Origin of the sequence: Metabacillus indicus (genome assembly GCF_046603695.1) — a bacterium.
Taxonomy (GTDB): Bacteria; Bacillota; Bacilli; order Bacillales; family Bacillaceae; genus Bacillus_P; species Bacillus_P indicus.
Window position 1 is genome coordinate 2992016 of the sequence record NZ_CP176757.1, and the last position, 20864, is coordinate 3012879.

The following is a 20864-nucleotide window of genomic DNA, read 5'->3' on the forward strand; positions in this document are numbered from 1 at the left end:
TATTAGACAGTCGCCTTTAATTGTTCCTGTGCCTGTGCATTCAGAATGAGAATCCGGTTGACAGCGTTCAGGTAGGCTTTCGCTGATGCTTCAAGAACATCCTGCGCCATACCCCTTCCGCTTGATTCCACCCCGCCAACAGTGACTCTGACAAAAACCTGTGCAAGAGCATCCCGGCCGCTCGAATTAGACTGGATCCGGTAGTCAAGAAGTTTAATAGTAAAGCCGGTACAGCGCTCAAGCGTATTGTAGATCGCCTCTACACTTCCTCCTCCGGTAGCAGCCTCCTGTACAAGGACCTGCTCCTGGTTTTTTAGAGTTACAGTGGCAGTCGGCACTTGTGAGGTTCCGTACTGAACTTGAAGCGATACAAGTTCAAACATATCCTCGCTCTTTTCCACTTTTTCCTCTATGACAAGTGCTGCAATATCCTCATCCGTAAATTCTTTCTTTCTCTCAGAAAGGGTTTTGAATGTTTTAAAGATTTTATGTGTCTCTTCTTCAGTTACATTGAAGCCAAGCTCAGCCACTTTGCTCTTGAAAGCATGGCGGCCTGAATGTTTGCCGAGCACCATCGCATTGGATCCGACCCCGACCAGTTCTGGAGAAATAATTTCATAGGTTGTTTTTTCTTTCAAAACGCCGTCCTGGTGAATGCCTGATTCGTGCGCGAATGCATTTTTCCCTACAACCGCTTTGTTTGGAGGAATCATCATGCCGGTCAGTTTGCTGACCAGATCACTCGTTTTTTTGATTTCATCAAGCTTCATGTTTGTTTTGGCCCCAAAATAATCTGAACGGATGTGAAGCGCAACGCCGATTTCTTCAAGTGAAGCATTTCCTGCCCGCTCTCCGATTCCGTTGATCGTTCCCTCAATCTGTCCCGCCCCGTTTTCAATGGCAGCAAGAGAATTGGCTGTTGCCATTCCAAGGTCATCGTGGCAATGGGCGGATAGAATGACATTTTCTATCCCTTTTACATTTGATTTTAAGTACTGAAAGATCTCCCCGTATTCCTTCGGGTTAATATAGCCGACCGTGTCGGGAATGTTGATGACATTTGCTCCAGCTGCTATGACCCGCTCAACAATCTTGGCCAGAAACGGCAATTCGCTCCTGCAGGCATCCTCTGCAGACCACTGAATAAGCGGAAAGAATTTAGATGCGTATTTGACTGATTCGACCGCTGTCTCAATAACCTGGTCCGGAGTCTGTTTCAATTTGTATTGCATGTGAATCGGTGATGTTGCCAAAAACACATGCAGCCTTGGATTTGCACCGTCTTTCAAAGCTTCCCACGCTGCATCAATATCTGTTTTGACCGAACGCGCAAGACCTGTGACGGAGCAGTTTTTAATGGTTCGTGCAATCTCCTGCACGGCTGAAAAATCACCCTTTGAGGAAGCCGGGAAACCGGCCTCCATAATATCAACGCCAAGACGTTCAAGCTGAAGGGCAATCTGCAGTTTTTCCTTTGCATTCAAATTCACTCCGGCTGATTGTTCCCCGTCTCTCAGTGTTGTATCAAAAAGGTTAATTTTTCGCACTGGCGACCACTTCTTTCCGTTTTGGTTTTACAAATGGCATCATTTCGCGCAGCTTTCTGCCGACTGTTTCAATCTGATGCTCACTTTCTCTGTTGTTGATTGCGTTGAACTGCGGGCGGTTCACCTGATTTTCTACGATCCAGTCTTTAGCGAATTTTCCTGATTGAATGTCATTGAGCACTTCTTTCATGGATTCTTTTACTCTTGCATCTACTACTCTAGGTCCTGACACAAAGTCTCCCCACTGGGCTGTATCAGAGATGGAGTATCTCATGCCCGCCATGCCGTCTTCATACATAAGGTCTACGATGAGCTTCAGTTCGTGCAGACATTCGAAGTAGGCAAGTTCCGGCTGATATCCCGCTTCCACCAGTGTTTCAAACCCTGCTTTCACAAGGGAAGTAAGTCCACCGCACAGAACAGCCTGTTCTCCAAATAGATCTGTTTCGGTTTCTTCTTTAAATGTTGTTTCAAGAACTCCCGCACGCGCTCCTCCGATTGCCTTTGCGTATGCAAGAGCAAGATCTTTCGCCTGGCCAGTAACATCCTGATAGACCGCAAACAATGCTGGAACACCGGCACCGTCTTCGAAGGTTCTTCTTACAAGGTGACCCGGTCCTTTAGGAGCTACAAGAAATACGTCAACAAATTCCGGAGGAACGATCTGGTTAAAGTGAACATTAAATCCGTGTGCAAAAACCAGCGCATTTCCCGGTTGAAGCTGATCTTTGATTTCTTCTTCGTATACCTTCTGCTGCTGCTCATCCGGCAGAAGCACCATCACGACATCAGCCTGTGCTGCAGCTTCTTTAACTGTTGTTACCTCTACTCCGTCTGATGCTGCTTTATTGAAGGATTTTCCTTTGCGGACGCCTACTACAACATCTGCTCCGCTTTCTTTTAAGTTCAGTGCATGTGCATGGCCCTGTGAGCCGTAGCCGATTACTGCGATCTTTTTGCCTGATAGTACTTCCTCATTTACATCACCGTTATAATAAACTTTTACCATGTTCATTCTCTCCTTTTAATTTCCATTTTTTATTTGATTTGTAATTGTATACGTTCCATCCGTTCATTGCCATCTTCTCTTTATACAATTGAATATGTTTTCGAGCTTGACGGCCGCTGTGTTCCTCTTGGGAACGCTGTTGTGCCGGTTCTGGCTATTTCTTTGATGCCATAGGGTCTGAGGAGATCGATGATGGCTTCTATTTTGTCAGATTCCCCCGTTACTTGAACGACCAGGCTGTCACGGCTGACATCTATGATGGCGGCCCGGAACGGTTCAATGACGCCCTGCACTTCCATTCTGACTGCCGGTGCAGCGATCACTTTGATCAGCGCTAGCTCTCTTGCAACAATTGATTGATTGGTAATGTCCTGAACCTTCAGTACATCGATTTGCTTGTTGAGCTGTTTTGTAATTTGTTCTACTTCTTTTTCGTCTTCAACATGAATGACGAATGTCATGCGGGATATGCCTTCAATCTCTGCATGCCCGACTGTGATGCTTTCAATGTTATAGTGTCTTTTCGTAAACAGTCCGGTAATTCGGTTGAGTACGCCGGACCGGTTGTTTACGGTTAATGTCAATATTCGCTTCATTCCTTAACACCCACCATTTCATGCAGTCCTTTTCCTGGCGCAATCATTGGATACACATTTTCCATCTGGCTTACATTTACGGAAATCAGGACTGGTTCTCTGGATTTAAGCGCTTCTTTAAAGGCCGGGAAATCACTTTCAGTCTGAATATTCAGTCCTTTCATGCCGTACGCTTCCGCAAGTTTCACGAAATCAGGCTGTGATTGAAAGACCGACTGGGAATATCTTTCTTCATAGAAGATTTCCTGCCACTGCCTTACCATTCCAAGCACGCCGTTGTTTAAAATAATGACCTTAACAGGAAGGTTCAGTTCGTGAATAACAGAAAGCTCCTGAAGGGTCATTTGGAATCCGCCATCACCAAGGATCGCCGCGACAGTCGCGTCTTTTTCAGCAAGCTGCGCCCCAATCGCCGCCGGAAGTCCAAAGCCCATTGTTCCAAGACCGCCGGATGTGACCCATCTGTTCGGCCGCTGCATCCGGTAATACTGAGCCGCCCACATTTGATGCTGTCCGACATCAGTTGTTACGATCGCTTCTCCATCCGTCCATTCATGGATCAATTCAACCATGTGCTGCGGCTTCAGCTCTTCATTTGAAGGCTTATACCAGAGAGGCAGCGTCTTTTTGTTTGTTTGAAGAGCTGCATACCACTCATCATGCTCGCTTCTTTTCCCGTTTTGATGAATGAGCTGTTCAAGAACCAGCTTCGCATCCCCGACAACCGGAATCTGCGTTTCGACCACCTTGCCGATTTCGGCTGGATCAATGTCGATATGAGCAATGACAGCCTTCTTAGCAAAGTGATTTAAGTTCCCTGTCACCCTGTCGTCAAAGCGCGCTCCCACGCTGATCAGCAAATCACAGTCATACAGCGACATATTGGCGGTATACGTTCCGTGCATCCCTGCCATTCCGAGGAACAGCGGATGATCTGCCGGGAAACTGCCAAGCCCGAGAAGGGTGCTTGCAACCGGAATTTGCTGCTGTTCTGCATATTCTTTCAGCTTGTCGCTTCCTTTAGCGTGAATAACACCTGCACCAGCGAGAATCACTGGTTTTTTAGCACGGCTTACAGCTTCTACAAGCTTTCTGATTTGGAGGTAATTCGGCTCTGTCTTCGGCTGATATCCAGGAAGGTGTACAGGTTCGTCATAGTTGAAAATCCCTTCAGCTACAGCGATATCCTTCGGCACATCTATCAGTACTGGTCCCGGTCTGCCGGTTGTTGCAATATGGAATGCTTCTTTGATGATGCGCGGAAAGTCGTTGACATCCCTTACTTGATAGTTGTGCTTTGTAATCGGCATTGTGATTCCGAGTATATCTGCTTCCTGAAAAGCATCGGTTCCAATCACAGAAGTCGCAACCTGTCCGGTAAAGACAACGAGCGGAAGGGAATCAATCATCGCGTCTGTGAGTCCGGTAATTAAGTTTGTAGCTCCCGGTCCAGAGGTGGCGATTACGACTCCAGGTTTACCTGAAACCCTTGCATAGCCTTCTGCTGCATGAATGCCTCCCTGTTCGTGTCTCGTCAAAACGTGAAACATGCCTGAGCTGTACAGCTTGTCGTAAATCGGAAGGACAGCTCCTCCGGGATAGCCGAAAATCACCTCTGTGTTTTCCCGTCTTAGAGCTTCAATCATCATCATGGCACCGGACATCGTTTTCGTACACTTGGCAGAATCAGCGTCCAATTGTACCTTCATATTCATCGATTTTTGCCTCCTTTTTTCCCGCTATCATCTAAAAAGCCCTGCTTCTCTAGTTACTATTGAAGCTTTATCCAGCGCAAGACTGGTCTTTTTGCCTTAAAATCCACATAAAAAACCTTCCCGCCCCAATATTGCCCACTAGTTGTGAGTCAAAGGGGCGAAAAGGTTTGAAAACACTTTTCGCGGTACCACCCTTGTTCATGGCCTGAAATCAGGCCACCTTATGAAAGCTTAAAGCTTTCTTTTGGTAACGGGTGGTGTGAAAAATAGCACCCGGCTGATCCTACTTCATTTCAAATCAGCACTCAGAGGCGAGTTCACGCTGGAAGGGAACACCGGCTTTCAGCAGCCGCCGGCTCTCTGTGGATCCTTGTTTCCATTGCTACTTATCCTCTTCAAAGTTTTCACTTATTAACTTACACTTAAGCTTGAATTGCCTGTTTCAACTTTCACGCCGTCTTCAATGACTTTTTTCCTGAATTGCTCAAGCAGGCGGTTTGTGTGCTCGCCCGGCTTGCCGTCACCGATTTCCCTGCCGTCTACCTTTACAACGGCAATGACTTCTGCTGCTGTTCCTGTCAGGAAAACCTCATCAGCTGTATACACATCGTGGCGGGTAAATGGTTCTTCCCGCACATCATAGCCAAGTTCTGCCGCGATTTCGATGATGACGTTTCGCGTCACTCCTTCAAGGGCGCCAAGATATCCCGGCGGAGTCAGGAGTTTGTTATTTTTATAGATAAAGACGTTGTCTGCAGATCCTTCTGCGACATAGCCCTGATCATTCAGCATGAGCGCTTCGCTTACATTTGCCAGATGAGCTTCAATTTTTACAAGAACGTTATTTAAATAGTTGAGTGATTTTACTTTCGGACTGAGAACGTCTGGACGGTTCCGTCTTGTAGGGACTGTCACAATATCAATTCCTGTTTCATAAAGATGTTTAGGAAAGATTGAGAGCGGCTCTACTATAATGACGACATTTGCCTCTTTGCATTTATATGGATCAAGCCCAAGATCTCCTACTCCTCTTGAGACTACCAGTCTGATATAAGCATCATCCAGTCCGTTTTTTTCAACCGTTTTCACCGTCAGGTCTGTAAGCTCTTCCTGGGTGTACGGCATAGTGAGCAAAATGGATCTCGCTGATTCATACAGTCTTTTCATGTGCTCTTTTAAACGGAAGATGTTGCCGCTGTAGACTCTGATTCCTTCGAAAATCCCGTCTCCATACAAGAATCCGTGATCATACACCGAAATCTTCGCATCTTCTTTTCTTACAAATTCCTTGTTCAAAAAAATCCATTGGTCACCCATAAAGAGCACACCTTTCTTTTAAAGTCTAAACGCGTTAATCAGCTGAATTCCAGTGTGTAAAAAAAATCCTTATAACGTTAGTTATGGACTCTTTTAAAAGATATAAAGTGATCTTGCTGCCGCAGCTAAACGGCCTGTTATATTTTTCTTTTAATGAACCTCACATGTTCATGTAACTTATATTTGAGCCTATCTTACGCCCATTAAAAAGCGGTGTCAACCGTCTTTTTTCGAATTGTTAGATAATTTAGATTTGTTTGTTAATTTGTATACGCTTACATGCCTGTCATTATAGGAATTGTGTTTTTAAAAAATTTTTTTTGAAGTTTTTTTCTGTGAGATTGTCTGACAGGGTTTTGGGTGATTTCAACTGGGGAAAAGGAACTTTTCGAGGGTGGATCCGGAAAGAGATTCTTGATGAAAACGCGTAAGGTGCTGAGGGAAAATTATGAACATTTTTTGAACAAATGGGAGATGGCACATTTACCCGTTCCCTTTCGCTCCAGGAACTTGCTTTCCGCGGGGAGGGCCGGGAGCTTCCTCGCTGCGCTTGCGGGATCTTCAGTGCCCTCTTTATCCCCCAGAAAAGCGGAAGCGCCCGTTTTGCTCCGGCAGTCAGAACAAAATCCCCCAAAAAGTCCGGGTTTGACTTTTTGGGGGATTTTGTTCTGACAGAGGAGTTGGGCGCTGCAGCTGGACATGGAGTCAAGTGCCTTCCGCTTCAGTCCACTGTTGTTTTACGCATAAGTCAGCGAAATACAGAAAACAACAAAATCAAACAAAAAAACTTCTTTCATTTTCAGAAAGAAGTTTGTATGTATAAAGTATGGCGTCCCAGGAGAGATTCGAACTCCCGACCAACGGCTTAGAAGGCCGTTGCTCTATCCACTGAGCTACTGGGACATGTTTTTTGTGACAATCGCGATTATGTATCAGCGACATTTTTTATTATATGTGCGATCAGCTATAAAGTCAATAACTTTTTCTAAAAAGTTTTGAAAGAGGGAAGAAATTCCCCCTTTCCTTTTTAAGACAGCTCAAACCTCTGCGCCATGCCTTTTACAGGCGTTCCGTCCTGCTGATAAAATGTTACAGCTGCCGACCCGTTTTGTATTTCTAATATAACATATGTTTTTTCGGTGCGCATCCTCGGCAGCCTGATGCTGCCAGGATTAATGAAGAGGATGCCGCCGGCAGATTCTGCGCCTGCAACATGGGAATGCCCGAAACAGACAATCTTTGCACCGTGGTCCTCTGCGGCATATTTCAAGTTCATCAGTGTGGACTTCACATTATGCATATGGCCATGCGCAATGAAAAAACGAAACCCGCCTGCTTCTTCAATCAGTTCCTCCGCATATTTCTGTTCATAATCGCAGTTTCCCCGGACTGAAACAAAGCCCTGCATAGAAGGGTGATCAGCAGGCAGTTCTGAATCGCCGCAGTGAAACATTGCTTCTGTTTCGGATTCATGCCTGTTTCTGATCTCCTGAAGCTCGTCTGTCAGCCCGTGACTGTCGCTGATAATTAGAACCTTCATGACTCAAAACTCCCTGTAATCAGGCTTGGAGCAGCTCAGACAGCTTCTTTAGAGCCGCTGCCCTGTGACTGATTTTGTTTTTCTCTTCTTTCGACAGCTCGGCCATTGTTTTTGCTTTATCCTTGACGAGAAAAATCGGGTCATATCCGAACCCGTTTTCTCCAGCCGGCTCTTCTGTTATATACCCTTCGACAGATCCTTCAACCGTTACCGTTTCGCGTCCGGGCTCAGCAAGTGCAAGTGCGCAGCGGAATCTCGCGGTGCGCTCTTCCTTTTCTGCGTGCTTCAGCTCTGCCAGCACCTTTTGGATATTGGCTGCGTCATCTTTCTCCGGACCTGCATATCTTGCTGAAAAAATACCCGGCTCTCCGTTCAGGTAATCAATCGACAATCCTGAGTCGTCAGCAATCGCCATTTTTCCGTAAAGCTTCGATATTGCCTCCGCTTTTAAAATGGCATTCTCTTCAAATGTCGAACCGGTTTCATCTACATCAGGTGCATCGTCAATATCAAGCAGCGAGATGCAAGTCAAATCGTATGCAGATAGAATCGTCTGAAAATCAAGAAGCTTTCCTGCATTCTTTGTAGCAATAATGACTTCCTTCATCAGGTTCATCCCTTTCCGTTTTTTTGATCCATAATTTTAAGAGCCAAATCACCCAGCGCTTCCATTTGGATCGTAACCAAAGACTGAATTCCTTTTTCTGCAAGATTTAAAAGTTCATTCAGCTCTTCGCGTGAGAATGTTGCTTCTTCTCCTGTTCCCTGCAGCTCTACAAATCGTCCTGAGCCTGTCATGATGACATTCATGTCCACTTCTGCCGATGAATCTTCAATATAGTTTAAATCGAGAATCTCGCCAAGCTTTGAATCCATGCCGACAGACGTTGCGGCAAGGAAATCTGTGATTGGCAGCGAACTGATTTTCTTTTCTGACAGAAGTTTTCCAAGAGCAATCGTCATGGCCACAAATGCACCTGTAATGGATGCTGTTCTTGTACCGCCGTCCGCCTGAATCACATCACAGTCGATCCAGATCGTACGCTCGCCAAGCTTGTCCAGGTCTACCACTGCACGGAGAGCTCGTCCAATCAGGCGCTGAATTTCCATTGTTCTGCCGGTAATTTTCCCTTTTGACGATTCTCTGATCGTTCTTTGTTCAGTTGCCCGGGGCAGCATCGAGTATTCTGCTGTAATCCAGCCTTTTCCTTCTCCGCGCATAAACGGCGGCACACGGTCTTCAATGCTGGCATTGCAGATGACCTTTGTATCTCCCACACAGATCAGAACAGATCCTTCCGGGTGTTTCACATAATCTGTAACTATTTCTACTCGTCTGATTTCATCTTGCTTTCGTCCGTCATGTCTCATTATGATTCCTCCGATCATTCCTGATCCTGATTGATTTGCTTTTTCGTTATATGTATAGGGCTTGTCCCGGCTTTATTCAAAAAAGACATAAGGTCCGGAGGCAATAAAGAAGAGGCAGTGCTAAAGACTACCTCTTCGTTTCACTTTATAGTATATCAAAAATCACCGATTAAAAACTACCTGTGTTGACATTCACTGGACGCGCAACAGGTTCTGTCATCTTTTTGCCGTCCTCGTTTACAAGGTCTGCCTTGCCGTCCACTGTCAGCACAACGTTTTCAATTCCCGCCTGCTCAGTCAGAGACAGAACAAGTGAATTTACGACGTGGGAGGATACCATCTTTTTCTCTTCATCCGCACTTCCGTAAATGGATTCGTTAAAATTAAGCGTAACAGTTCCGTCTTCAAGCTTAGGCTCTTCAAGCAGTTTTACATCTTGTGAAAAATCACTGAGGAGCGCAGTATTTGCGGACGGCCCTTCTGTCAGTTTTTTAACAACAGCGGCAATCGGATCTTCTTCATCATTGCTCACACGTGTTGTAACAGGCACATAATACGTCTTGTCATCGTGCTGCGCTGTATAATAAACCGTAAGCGGTTTTGTATCTGTAATATCCATGACACCTGCAGTATCCAGGTTGATGCCGTCAGCTCTGCTCAGCTCGCTGCTGATCGGCGTGCCCCCGACAGGCATTTCGTTTTGCTCATGGCCGTTAATCATGATTTTGACCGTTTTGACTGAATCAAACTGAGTAAGCGTCCATGTGATTGACTGAAGAATCTTCAGCTCATCTTCTTTTTGATAATTTTTAAATTCTTTTGAAAAATCAACAACGGCAACGCCGTCTTTCACATTGACGCTGACCTGAGTATCCTGCGGAATAACCGCTCTGAATCCGTCAGGCAGCATATTTGTCACAGGCCCGCCTTCAACAAGGTAGTCAAGAACCTGCTTTGCTACACCTTCCTGTTTTGGCAGATCAAATGTCTGGGCGACGACAAGTCCATTGCTGTCAATTAAATATAACTGCCTGGAGTATGTTTGTGCCGCCTCTTCCCCTTTTTTCCCTTCTGCTGTTGTTTTCTCCTCTTTTACTGTTTCTTCAGCAGCTTTATCTCCTTCATCCACATACGATACGTCTTGTGGAGGATCGATTTCCTTGGCCTTCTCCCCGCCGAACAATCCGCAGCCGGACAATAACAGCGCCGAAGTCATTACAGTAGCAGCAATCTTCACGTTTCTCTTTTGAGACATACATTTCCCTCCTAAGGCAGTTTGTACTACTATGTATACGAGCTGTTAATTGAATTAGACCGAAATCAGGAAGAAATTTTTAATAGAGCGTGAGAGGAAAGAAATTGACTGCTGTAAAACAAGTTCTTGATGAAATGAATGTAAAACAAAGAGGCTGGGTAAAAACATGTTAGTAAGGTTAGAGTCGGAAGATTAATAAAAAACATTTTTTGATGTCATTTCTTGAGACAACGCCACAAATATGGATTCAGCCCTCATAAAAGTGGCAGCACTCAGGTGAATGGCGCCACAAATGTGGATCAACTTCCGATTAAAGTGGCACCACTCTGGAGAATGACGCCACAAATGTGGATCAACTTCCGATTAAAGTGGCACCACTCTGGCGAATGACGCCACTAATGTAGATCAACTTCCGAATAAAGTGGCACCACTCTGGCGAATGACACCACTAATGTGGATCCACTTCCGATAAAAGTGGTACCACTCTGGCGAATGATGCCACAAATGTGGACTTACCTCTTATAAAAGTGGCAGCACTCCGTCTGTATCAGCAAAATTAAGTATCTATTTCTAATTCCAGTTGTATGGTCCAACACCATAAAAAAAACCGAACTAGTTATACCCTAGTTCGGTTTTAGATGGCTAACATATTTATGTCACAGCCTCTGCCTTAATTAAAGCGCAATAGACTGAACATTTTTCACCGGCTCTTCAAACAGCTGCGAAGCGATGCGCTGGAAGAGATCCTTCGATCCGGTTGTCAGGAAGAGGTGATGATTTTCCTCCTGCGATTCATTCAATGCTTTCTTATATGACAGGATCGTACTTACCTCACGGGCAGTTTCGTCTCCTGAACTGATAATCTTTACTTTTGGTCCCATATAGTTCTCGATCAGGTCTTTAAGAACCGGATAATGCGTGCAGCCGAGAATCAGTGTATCGATCGGATGGTCCTTCAGCGGAAAAAGGGAATCCTCTACAATTGAAACCGCATAGTCATTATCAAAGTCCCCGCTTTCAACAAGCGGAACAAATGCCGGACAGGCAAGGCTTTCAACCGTCACTGACTTCTTGATGGTCTTCAGAGCCTTTTCGTACGCGCCGCTTGAGACCGTGTTGACCGTTCCAATGACGCCGATGCGGTTGTTTCTTGTCACTTTAATGGCTGTGCGGGCACCCGGGAACACAACGCCGACAACAGGAATATCAAGCTCATCCTGAATTTCCTGAAGGGCAATGGCTGTTGCCGTATTGCACGCAATCACAAGCATTTTAATATGATGGTTAGAGACGAGGTAATTCGTCATCTGCCATGTAAAAGCCCGAACCTCTTCAATCGGTCTTGGACCATAGGGACATCTTGCTGTATCACCTAAATAGATGATGTCTTCATTTGGTAGCTGCCTCATAATTTCCCGTGCAACGGTCAGGCCGCCGACACCGGAATCAATGACGCCGATTGCTCTGTTCAAAAAATCGCCTCATTCTTCTCTCATTTCTAGGTGCAGTTTCGTCAATGAGCTTTCAAGCTGAATTATTTCCTGCATATCATAATTTCTGATTACGTTTTTTAAGTATTCTTGCCGCTTATGAATGACTTCTTCAATAATGCGCTGCCCTTCTGCCAGAAGGTGCACTCTTACCACTCTGCGGTCATTTGGATCTTTCACGCGCACGACAAGTTTGTTTTTCTCCATCCGGTCAACCAGATCAGTCGTAGTGCTGCATGCTAGGTACAATTTGTTGGATAATTCACCGACTGTCATGTCGCCGTGTTCAGAAAGCCATTGCAGCGCCACAAACTGGGGCGGTGTAATCGGGAATTGACTCAGGATCTCCCGGCCTCTCTGCTTCACCATCACAGAAATATGCCTCAAGGATTTTTCCAGGTCAGCCACCATTTTATCACTTAATACATCATTATGAACTGTCATCAGCAACCCTCACTCATTCAATCTGACCGCACGGAGCAGAATGTACACTAGTATTGTGCGTATCATATCCATTTTCTATGTTTTCACACAAAAATGCAAGTTTGATATTTTAGCTGACAGTCATTTCAGGAAAAAATCCCGGCAGAAATAATAACCGGCCAGCCTAGAATAAGGTCAGCCGGTACGTATTAGAGCTCAAGTTCACCCATACGAAGAAGCTCAACAACTGCCTGTGATCTTCCTTTTACTCCAAGCTTTTGCATCGCATTGGAAATATGGTTCCGAACTGTTTTTTCACTAATGAAGAGCTCGCCCGCTATTTCTTTCGTCGTTTTATCCTGTACTAATAATTCGAAAACTTCTCTCTCTCTTTTCGTGAGTAGTGGCTTTGATTGAAACTCTTTCTCTTTCAAGAATGGTAACCCTCCTTGCTAGGTGCGAGCCGGTCTAACGAATGGGTATAAGATTAGTCAACATATAGTATGTGCACTCTGTATTGGCGGTGACTGTTACTTTAGCTGATTCGTGAAATTCGGTGTCTATTTTTTTATGTGGCAAAGACCTCAGAACCTATGAGCATTTTCTTTTCCGCATTCAGAAATGGTACACTTTTTCCATTGTATTTCGATATCTGCACAACGGTTCCTCGTCCTGTAAAGCAGACTTCCCTTTTTTTATTTACCGCGCAGTAATGGAGCTCGGCAGACGAATTTCCAACAGATGCAGCTTTGACAAACAGCAAAAGCTCCTCATCAAAAAACACCTGCCTGATGTAATCGCACTGGATGTCGGCCACAACAGGAATCAGTTCCCCGTCCTTCTTCAGCCAGTTCTCCATCAGACCTGCATGTTTAAAGAACTCGATCCTCGCTTCTTCAAAATATGCAATTGGAGCTGTGTTGTTCATATGCCCGAACATATCTGTTTCGGAAAAGCGAACCTTTAAAGGATGATGAAAAGCAAATGTATCCTTCCACTCCTGAAGAGGCATTGTGATATATGGAATTTTGTTCATGGCTGTTCCTCTTTTCTTTAATGATTTTGATGATATGTAAAAAAACACCTCTTATTTAAAGAGGTGTTTTCCTTCTTACTGCTTAGACTTGATCGCTTCCGAAGAAATTGCGGAATGCCTGGAACGTTGTATCTCTGTTCAGCGCAGCAATAGAAGTCGTTAAAGGAATTCCTTTAGGACATGATTGCACGCAGTTTTGAGAGTTTCCGCAGTTTGCAAGTCCTCCGTCACCCATAATCGCTTCAAGACGCTCGGATTTGTTCAATGAACCCGTTGGATGGGCGTTAAACAAGCGAACCTGTGAAAGAGGAGCCGGTCCGATGAAATCAGAATTGCTGTTAACGTTCGGGCATGCCTCTAGGCAAACTCCGCACGTCATGCATTTTGAAAGCTCATATGCCCATTGGCGTTTTTTCTCAGGCATACGGGGGCCAGGTCCAAGGTCGTATGTTCCGTCAATCGGAATCCACGCTTTTACCTTCTTAAGGGAATCAAACATTCTGCTGCGGTCAACCTGAAGGTCGCGCACAACAGGGAATGTCTTCATCGGCTGAAGGCGGATCGGCTGTTCAAGCTGGTCGACAAGTGCTGTACATGACTGGCGCGGCTTGCCGTTAATCACCATAGAACAGGCTCCGCATACCTCTTCAAGACAGTTCATATCCCAAGTGATCGGCGTTGTTTCTCTACCCTCAGAATTCACAGGATTCCTTCTGATCTCCATCAGCGCGGAGATCACGTTCATATTCGGACGGTAAGGAATTTCAAATGTTTCATCATAAGGGGCGGCACCGGGCTCATCTTGGCGAGTAATAATAAAACGAACTACTTTCTTTTCACTGTTCATTTCTTATTCCCCCTTTTTCTTCTTCGAGTAGTCGCGTTTGCGCGGTTCGATTAAGCTGACGTCCACTTCTTCGTAGTGGAACTTAGGAGCAGCAGTCAGACCGGCAAACGTAGCCATCGTCGTTTTAAGGAAGTCTTCATCATTTCGTTCAGGGAATTCAGGCTTGTAATGCGCTCCGCGGCTTTCGTTGCGGTTATAGGCGCCCAATGTCACGACGCGGGACATTTGAAGCATGTTCTGAAGCTGGCGGGTAAACGTAGCACCCTGGTTGCTCCATTTCGCCGTATCATTAATATTGATATTCTGATAGCGTTCAATCAGCTCTTGGATTTTCTCATCGGTTTTCAGAAGCTTGTCGTTGTAGCGGACAACCGTTACATTGTCAGTCATCCATTCGCCAAGCTCTTTATGAAGCACGTAGGCATTTTCAGTTCCGTCAAGGTTCATGATGTTCTGCCATTTTTCTTCTTCCTGCTTCACATGAGCGTCATATACAGCAGATGAAAGATCTTCAGCAGAAGCATCTAAGCCGCTGATATAGTCAACCGCTTTCGGACCTGCCACCATTCCGCCGTAGATGGCTGAAAGAAGGGAGTTCGCACCAAGACGGTTTGCGCCGTGCATGGAGTAATCACATTCTCCCGCAGCAAATAAGCCGGGAATATTCGTCATCTGATTATAGTCAACCCACAGACCGCCCATTGAGTAATGAACAGCAGGGAAGATTTTCATTGGAAGCTTGCGCGGGTCATCACCCATGAATTTTTCATAAATTTCGATGATGCCTCCAAGCTTAATGTCAAGCTCTTTCGGATCTTTATGAGACAGATCAAGATAGACCATGTTCTCGCCATTGATGCCGAGCTTTTGAGAGACGCACACGTCGAAAATTTCGCGTGTTGCGATATCACGCGGAACAAGGTTTCCGTATGCCGGATATTTTTCCTCAAGGAAATACCATGGCTTCCCGTCTTTATACGTCCAGACGCGTCCGCCTTCTCCGCGGGCTGATTCACTCATCAGGCGAAGCTTGTCATCTCCCGGAATAGCTGTCGGGTGAATCTGAATGAACTCGCCATTTGCATAGTGAACGCCCTGCTGATAGACGATGGAAGCTGCTGATCCCGTGTTGATGACAGAGTTTGTTGATTTTCCGAAGATGATTCCAGGTCCGCCCGTTGCCATGATGACAGCGTCGGAACGGAATGACTTGATTTCCATGCTTGTTAAATCCTGACCGGTGATACCTCTGCATACACCATCGTCATCGACAACGGCTCCAAGGAATTCCCAGCCCTCGTACTTTGTAACAAGACCTGCCACTTCATAGCGGCGGACCTGCTCATCAAGCGCATACAGAAGCTGCTGACCTGTTGTTGCACCGGCAAATGCCGTGCGGTGATGCTGCGTTCCTCCAAAACGGCGGAAGTCAAGAAGCCCTTCCGGTGTACGGTTGAACATGACACCCATGCGGTCAAGCAAGTGAATGATTGACGGAGCCGCCTCGCACATCGCTTTTACAGGAGGCTGGTTGGCAAGGAAATCCCCGCCGTAAACGGTATCATCAAAATGCTCCCACGGAGAATCGCCTTCTCCTTTTGTATTTACAGCGCCGTTGATTCCGCCCTGTGCACAAACGGAATGAGAGCGCTTAACTGGTACTAACGAAAATAAATCTACATGAACGCCGGATTCTGCTGCTTTGATGGTTGCCATCAGGCCTGCCAAACCGCCTCCGACGACAATAATTCTACCTTTACTCATCTGGCCCACTCCCTTTGATTCTAGTACTCATCAAACAAATGCAAAAATAGTGCTGACTCCAACGTAGGACAGTGCAAGGAAAAGTGCGATTGTCACGTAAGTGGAGATCAATTGTGATCTAGGAGTGACTGTAATTCCCCAGCTCACAGCAAATGACCACAGGCCGTTTGCAAAGTGGAAGATTGTTGATACTACACCAACTACGTAGAAAACAATCATGAATGGATTGCTGAAAATAGAGGCCATCATATCAAAATTCACTTCTGCTCCAAAGGCAGCTGCAATTCTTGTTTCCCACACGTGCCATGAAACGAAAATCAGTGTAATAACACCTGAGATTCTCTGAAGCATGAACATCCAGTTGCGGAAGTATCCGAACTTGCTGACGTTGTTTTTCGCTGTAAACGCAATGTAAATTCCGTAGATTGCATGGTATAAAAGCGGGAGGAATATAATAAATGTCTCCAGAACAATTCTAAACGGCAAGCTTTCCATAAAATGTGCAGCATTGTTAAATGCTTCTTCTCCTCTTGTTGCAAAGTTATTTACAACAAGATGCTGAATTAAGAAGACGCCAACCGGAATCACTCCAAGCAAGGAATGAAGTCTTCGGTTCAAATACTCTCTGTTTCCAGCCATCTCAACATAACCCCCTAGTAATCTTAAAATCTTTTTTTTAATGTTTCTCCTATTCCCCGGCAATCTTTTAAAAAAATAAACATTGTATGATAAAATGTGACAAATTTATTGTACTCCTCACGCGGTACAGCGTCAAGAAAACGTGTTCATAAATTTTAATTTTGTGACAAATCTCTTTTTCAAACAATTTTTATTTTCTTAAAATACTAATCTAGCGCTTATCGGTCAGATAATTTACTTTTATTGCATGTGCCTCATGCCGCATCTTGATATATAATAAAAATCAGAAAGAGGGGAAGAATGTGAAAAAAACGAAAGAACAAATTGACACGGCACAGCTCAGAGATATGCAGGTGCCTGCGTTTGCATATGAACTCCTTAGAGAAGTGCTTATTCCTGACATTTTGGGGAACGAGTCCGCTTCCATGATGTACTGGGCAGGCAAGAGCCTTGCGCGGAAGTATCCGGCAGAATCCATCGACGAGCTGATCGCTTTCTTTTCGCTCGCAGGCTTTGGAAACCTTTCACTTGTACATAAGAAAAAAGACGAAATGGAATTTCAGCTGCAAAGCGAACTGATCCAGGCAAGATTTAAAACGATGAAAGAACCTTCGTTCCAGCTTGAAGCAGGTTTCATCGCCCAGCAGGTGCAGCGCATGAACAAGCAGATCACCGAAACATATGAGCATGTTAAAAAACGTGCGGACAAAGTTCACTTTACTGTGAAATGGGACTACAAAGACATGGAGTTTGAAAACGAATAAAGGACGGGTACTCATGATACCCGCCCTTTTTTTTATTTTCATCAAAGCTCTCAGTTGGCGCCAAGGACACCTGCCGGCTGCTCTGAAAGTTCAAATGCGTCGTGCAGCGCTTCTACCGCTTTCACCATATCAGCATGGCCGACTACCGTTGAAACTTTTATTTCTGACGTGCTGACCATTTTCACCTCAATCTGTTCCTTCGCAAGAACATGGAACATTTCCGCGGCAACTCCCGGGTTTGAGACCATTCCGGATCCTACGATCGAGACTTTGGCCAGGCCGTTTTCAAATTCGATCCGTTCAAATCCGAGTTCCTCCTTATACGTTTCAAGAACGTGCACGGTCTCTTCGACCTCACCTGTTTTAACAGAGAATGAAAGAGAAGCAATCTGTGCGTTTGCTGTACTTTGAATAATAATATCCACATTGATTCCGTGGCTTGCGAGTGTTTTGAAAATGGTGGAAAGAGCCATCAATCCGTTTTGCAGCCCGCAAACCGTCACTTTTGACACCTGATCTTCAAATGCAATGCCTCTTACAATTAAATTCTGTTCCATATCTGTTTCCTCCTCAATAAGCGTGCCCCGTTCGGCTTCTGTGCTGGATCTGACTTCAAGCGGTACTCCGTAATTTTTGGCAAATTCAACTGCACGCGGATGCAGGACACCCGCTCCCAGGTTAGCGAGCTCAAGCATTTCATCATAGGAAATTCCCTCAAGCTTTCTTGCCCCTTTTACAAAGCGCGGATCGGTTGTGTAAACACCCGTCACATCTGTATAAATATCGCATTTGTCCGCTTTCAGCGCCGCTGCTAAGGCAACTGCTGTTGTATCGGATCCTCCGCGTCCAAGAGTCGTAATCTCGCTGCCGTCTGCAAAGCCCTGAAATCCGGCAACAACGACGATTTTCCCTTCAGAAAGCCGTTTTTCTATTTTCTCTGTATCAATTCCGGAAATTCTCGCATTTCCATGGACGTGCTCTGTGCTGATGCCGGCCTGCCAGCCTGTATAGGAAACAGCGTCATAGCCTTTCGCCTGCAAAGCCATTGTCAGTAGAGAGATGGTCACTTGCTCTCCTGTTGAAAGCAGCATGTCCATTTCGCGCTTGCTTGGTTTTTGTGTGATTTCAGCTGCAAGTGATACTAAATGATCCGTTGTTTTCCCCATTGCCGATACAACGACAACAACACTGTTGCCCTTTTGGCTTTCTTCAGCTGCACGGTTGGCAGCATTCATGATTTTCTCCGAAGAACCAACTGATGTGCCCCCAAATTTTTGTACAATTAAACCCATATCGCCTCTCGCCTTTCAAGTCTTATTTGATCGTCAGCAAGTAAAAGGGAGAATCCCGGAAAACGCAAAAAAAGCAATGAGATTCTCTATCTCATTGCTTGCATAAACGAATAATGGAACTTCATTCATACAATGAGATAGCGCTCCAAGAAAAACATCTTCTTGACAATCCTGCGTCTCTTAAACGCAAAACCAGCAAAGAGAAGAAATGGGTCTTTCTTTGCTTCGGCGGCGCTCCCCTTTCACGCGTCTTCAAAGGAATCCATTTTCCTCTGACGCGCTACTCTTGAAGTCCGCACCTCTACCGTCATTTAACGAACTAAACGATCTGATTTATGAAATTAGTTAAAATTTTAGCAAACCTTACTGCTTAAAGCAAGAACATTTTATGCTTCTTCTTTTTCCTGCAGTTTTTCATAGATTAATTCTGCGGTATTTGAAGGCATGCCTGCAGCGATAATGTCCTCAATACTTGCCTCTTTCATTTTTTTCACAGACCCGAAATGTTTCAGCAGGACCTTCCTGCGCTTTTCGCCAACGCCGGGTATGTCATCCAGAATCGATTGAAAAGCGGTCTTTCCGCGCGTCTGCCTGTGGAAAGTAATCGCAAACCGGTGAACCTCATCCTGAATGCGCTGGAGGAGATAGAACTCCTGGCTGTTTCGTTCAAGCTCCACAATTTCAGGCGGACTGCCGACCATGAGGTTGGATGTTCTATGTTTGTCGTCCTTTACAAGGCCTGCTACAGGTATGGTCAAGCCAAGCTCATTTTCAAGCACATCCTGAGCTGCTGCAAGGTGGCCTTTTCCCCCGTCAATAATAATCAAGTCAGGAAGCGGAAGTTCTTCTTTCAGGACGCGCGTATATCGTCTGCGGACAACTTCCCGCATCGACTCATAATCATCAGGGCCTTTAACGGTTTTAATTTTATACTTTCTGTATTCCTTTTTAGCAGGCTTCCCGTCAATGAAAACGATCATGGCCGATACCGGATCTGTACCCTGAATGTTTGAATTATCAAAGGCTTCAATTCTTGCAGGCGTATAAATACCCATTTTTTCACCCAGCTGGTCGATCGCTTTTATCGTTCGTTCTTCATCGCGCTCAATCAGCGAGAATTTTTCTTTAAGGGCAATTTTCGCATTTTCATGTGCAAGCAGAACGAGATCCTTTTTCTTTCCCCGCTGAGGCTGCGTCGCAGTGACTCCGAGAAGCTCAGCAGCCATCTCCCGGTCAACGCTGTCCGGAAGCAGTATTTCTTTAGGAAGAATGTGATTGCTCTTTGAGTAAAACTGGCCGAGGAAGGTTAAAAACTCTTCTTCCGGTTCCTGATAAAGCGGGAACATGGCAATATCCCGTTCAATCAGCTTGCCCTGTCTTACAAAAAACACCTGAACGCACATCCACCCCTTGTCGTACGAATAACCGAACACATCACGGTCGACAAAGTCATTCATCGTCATCTTTTGCTTTTCCATCGTGGCGTCAATATGGGCAATCTGGTCGCGGAATTCCTTCGCACGTTCAAAGTCAAGGTTCTCAGATGCAGCCAGCATTTTCTTTGAAAGTTCCTCTTTAATCTGCTTAAATCCGCCTTTAAGAAAGCGCGTCATTTCGTCCACCATCTGCCTGTTCTGTTCCTGGGTCACATTGTAGACGCAGGGTGCAAGGCATTGTCCCATGTGGTAGTAAAGGCATACACGATCAGGGAGTGTAGAACATTTTCTAAGAGGATAGAGGCGGTCAAGCAGCTTTTTCGTTTCCCTTGCTGCCTGCACATTCGGATAGGGCCCAAAGTATTTTCCTTTATCCTTCTTTACATTCCGGGTAACAATCAGCCGCGGATGTCTTTCACCGGTGATTTTGATAAACGGATAAATTTTGTCATCCTTCAGCATGATATTGTATTTTGGATCATGCTTTTTTATCAGATTCAGCTCTAAGATTAGCGCTTCTATATTTGAAGAGGTTACAATGTATTCAAAATCCCTGATTTCACTCACAAGCCGCTGCGTTTTCCCGTCATGCGAGCCTGTAAAATAAGAACGGACACGATTCTTCAGCACTTTTGCTTTTCCGACATATATAACGGTGCCGAAACGGTCCTTCATCAAATAGCAGCCCGGCTGATCCGGCAAAACGGCCAGCTTTTCTTTTATCAATTGCTCCATTGCGGACACTCCATTAATAAGGTTTATTCCAATATTGTACCATTTTCCTGTCTGTGAGTCGTGCGGAGATATGCATGCTAATTTGCAG

The 20864-nt window shown here is 45.3% G+C and carries 19 protein-coding genes, 1 tRNA gene, 1 riboswitch and 1 other annotated feature; of the genes, 1 reads left to right on the forward strand and 19 read right to left on the reverse strand.

Annotation, left to right across the window (positions count from 1 at the left end; translation table 11 throughout):
- Positions 1 to 2 precede the first annotated feature (2 nt).
- From ACK1LH_RS15395 to ACK1LH_RS15475, 17 genes are all read right to left on the reverse strand, one after another.
- Positions 3 to 1547: a 2-isopropylmalate synthase gene (locus tag ACK1LH_RS15395; protein ID WP_029566818.1), complete on the reverse strand. Its 1545-nt coding sequence runs from the start codon at positions 1545 to 1547 to the stop codon at positions 3 to 5.
- Positions 1534 to 2556: a ketol-acid reductoisomerase gene (gene ilvC, locus ACK1LH_RS15400; protein ID WP_029279270.1), complete on the reverse strand. Its 1023-nt coding sequence runs from the start codon at positions 2554 to 2556 to the stop codon at positions 1534 to 1536. The genes ACK1LH_RS15395 and ilvC overlap by 14 nt, the downstream gene beginning before the upstream one ends.
- An 80-nt stretch (positions 2557 to 2636) precedes the next feature.
- Positions 2637 to 3152 carry an acetolactate synthase small subunit gene (ilvN, locus tag ACK1LH_RS15405; RefSeq protein ID WP_029279266.1) on the reverse strand — a complete coding sequence of 172 codons (516 nt, stop codon included), beginning with the start codon at positions 3150 to 3152 and terminating at the stop codon, positions 2637 to 2639.
- Entirely contained in the window at positions 3149 to 4867 is a 1719-nt protein-coding gene (gene ilvB / locus ACK1LH_RS15410; protein ID WP_411333541.1) for an acetolactate synthase large subunit, read from the reverse strand. The genes ilvN and ilvB overlap by 4 nt, the downstream gene beginning before the upstream one ends.
- A gap of 150 nt (positions 4868 to 5017) precedes the next feature.
- Positions 5018 to 5275: a binding site (T-box leader), on the reverse strand.
- A gap of 3 nt (positions 5276 to 5278) precedes the next feature.
- Positions 5279 to 6184, reverse strand: coding sequence for a branched-chain-amino-acid transaminase (gene ilvE, locus ACK1LH_RS15415; RefSeq protein WP_029279264.1), 906 nt, complete (start codon positions 6182 to 6184; stop codon positions 5279 to 5281).
- Positions 6185 to 7011: 827 nt separating this feature from the next.
- Positions 7012 to 7087 (reverse strand) — tRNA-Arg (locus ACK1LH_RS15420).
- 124 nt (positions 7088 to 7211) lie between these two features.
- Positions 7212 to 7724: a metallophosphoesterase family protein gene (locus ACK1LH_RS15425; protein ID WP_411333543.1), complete on the reverse strand. Its 513-nt coding sequence runs from the start codon at positions 7722 to 7724 to the stop codon at positions 7212 to 7214.
- 19 nt (positions 7725 to 7743) lie between these two features.
- The gene (locus tag ACK1LH_RS15430; RefSeq protein WP_411333544.1) at positions 7744 to 8331 is read right to left on the reverse strand and encodes an XTP/dITP diphosphatase; all 588 of its coding nucleotides are present in this window, start codon (positions 8329 to 8331) and stop codon (positions 7744 to 7746) included.
- A gap of 5 nt (positions 8332 to 8336) precedes the next feature.
- Complete coding sequence (gene rph, locus ACK1LH_RS15435; protein ID WP_411333545.1) at positions 8337 to 9095, reverse strand: ribonuclease PH; 759 nt, start codon at positions 9093 to 9095, stop codon at positions 8337 to 8339.
- Between the two features lie 169 nt (positions 9096 to 9264).
- Positions 9265 to 10350 (reverse strand): GerMN domain-containing protein, encoded by a 1086-nt coding sequence (locus ACK1LH_RS15440; RefSeq protein WP_029279257.1) that lies wholly within the window; start codon positions 10348 to 10350, stop codon positions 9265 to 9267.
- Positions 10351 to 11024: 674 nt separating this feature from the next.
- Positions 11025 to 11822 carry a glutamate racemase gene (racE, locus tag ACK1LH_RS15445; protein ID WP_029279255.1) on the reverse strand — a complete coding sequence of 266 codons (798 nt, stop codon included), beginning with the start codon at positions 11820 to 11822 and terminating at the stop codon, positions 11025 to 11027.
- Between the two features lie 9 nt (positions 11823 to 11831).
- A complete protein-coding gene (locus ACK1LH_RS15450) occupies positions 11832 to 12284 on the reverse strand; it encodes a MarR family winged helix-turn-helix transcriptional regulator (RefSeq protein WP_029279254.1) in 453 nt (150 codons plus the stop codon).
- Between the two features lie 188 nt (positions 12285 to 12472).
- Positions 12473 to 12697: a spore germination transcription factor GerE gene (gene gerE / locus ACK1LH_RS15455; protein ID WP_029279253.1), complete on the reverse strand. Its 225-nt coding sequence runs from the start codon at positions 12695 to 12697 to the stop codon at positions 12473 to 12475.
- Positions 12698 to 12831: 134 nt separating this feature from the next.
- Entirely contained in the window at positions 12832 to 13299 is a 468-nt protein-coding gene (locus ACK1LH_RS15460; protein ID WP_029279251.1) for an acyl-CoA thioesterase, read from the reverse strand.
- Between the two features lie 82 nt (positions 13300 to 13381).
- Positions 13382 to 14146, reverse strand: coding sequence for a succinate dehydrogenase iron-sulfur subunit (gene sdhB / locus ACK1LH_RS15465; protein ID WP_342823687.1), 765 nt, complete (start codon positions 14144 to 14146; stop codon positions 13382 to 13384).
- 3 nt (positions 14147 to 14149) lie between these two features.
- Positions 14150 to 15910 (reverse strand): succinate dehydrogenase flavoprotein subunit, encoded by a 1761-nt coding sequence (sdhA, locus tag ACK1LH_RS15470; protein WP_029279247.1) that lies wholly within the window; start codon positions 15908 to 15910, stop codon positions 14150 to 14152.
- A 30-nt stretch (positions 15911 to 15940) separates the two neighbouring features.
- On the reverse strand, positions 15941 to 16549 hold the full coding sequence (locus ACK1LH_RS15475; RefSeq protein ID WP_029279245.1) for a succinate dehydrogenase cytochrome b558 subunit: 609 nt from the start codon (positions 16547 to 16549) through the stop codon (positions 15941 to 15943).
- Between the two features lie 347 nt (positions 16550 to 16896).
- Here ACK1LH_RS15475 and ACK1LH_RS15480 point away from each other — a divergent pair, with 347 nt between their 5' ends.
- A complete protein-coding gene (locus ACK1LH_RS15480; RefSeq protein ID WP_051827337.1) occupies positions 16897 to 17313 on the forward strand; it encodes a YslB family protein in 417 nt (138 codons plus the stop codon).
- A 50-nt stretch (positions 17314 to 17363) separates the two neighbouring features.
- On the opposite strand, the gene ACK1LH_RS15485 is transcribed toward ACK1LH_RS15480, so the two are convergent.
- The gene (locus ACK1LH_RS15485; RefSeq protein ID WP_411333548.1) at positions 17364 to 18605 is read right to left on the reverse strand and encodes an aspartate kinase; all 1242 of its coding nucleotides are present in this window, start codon (positions 18603 to 18605) and stop codon (positions 17364 to 17366) included.
- Positions 18606 to 18735: 130 nt separating this feature from the next.
- A riboswitch (Lysine riboswitch) is annotated at positions 18736 to 18917 on the reverse strand.
- A gap of 74 nt (positions 18918 to 18991) precedes the next feature.
- On the reverse strand, positions 18992 to 20776 hold the full coding sequence (gene uvrC, locus ACK1LH_RS15490; protein ID WP_029279239.1) for an excinuclease ABC subunit UvrC: 1785 nt from the start codon (positions 20774 to 20776) through the stop codon (positions 18992 to 18994).
- Positions 20777 to 20864 lie beyond the last annotated feature (88 nt).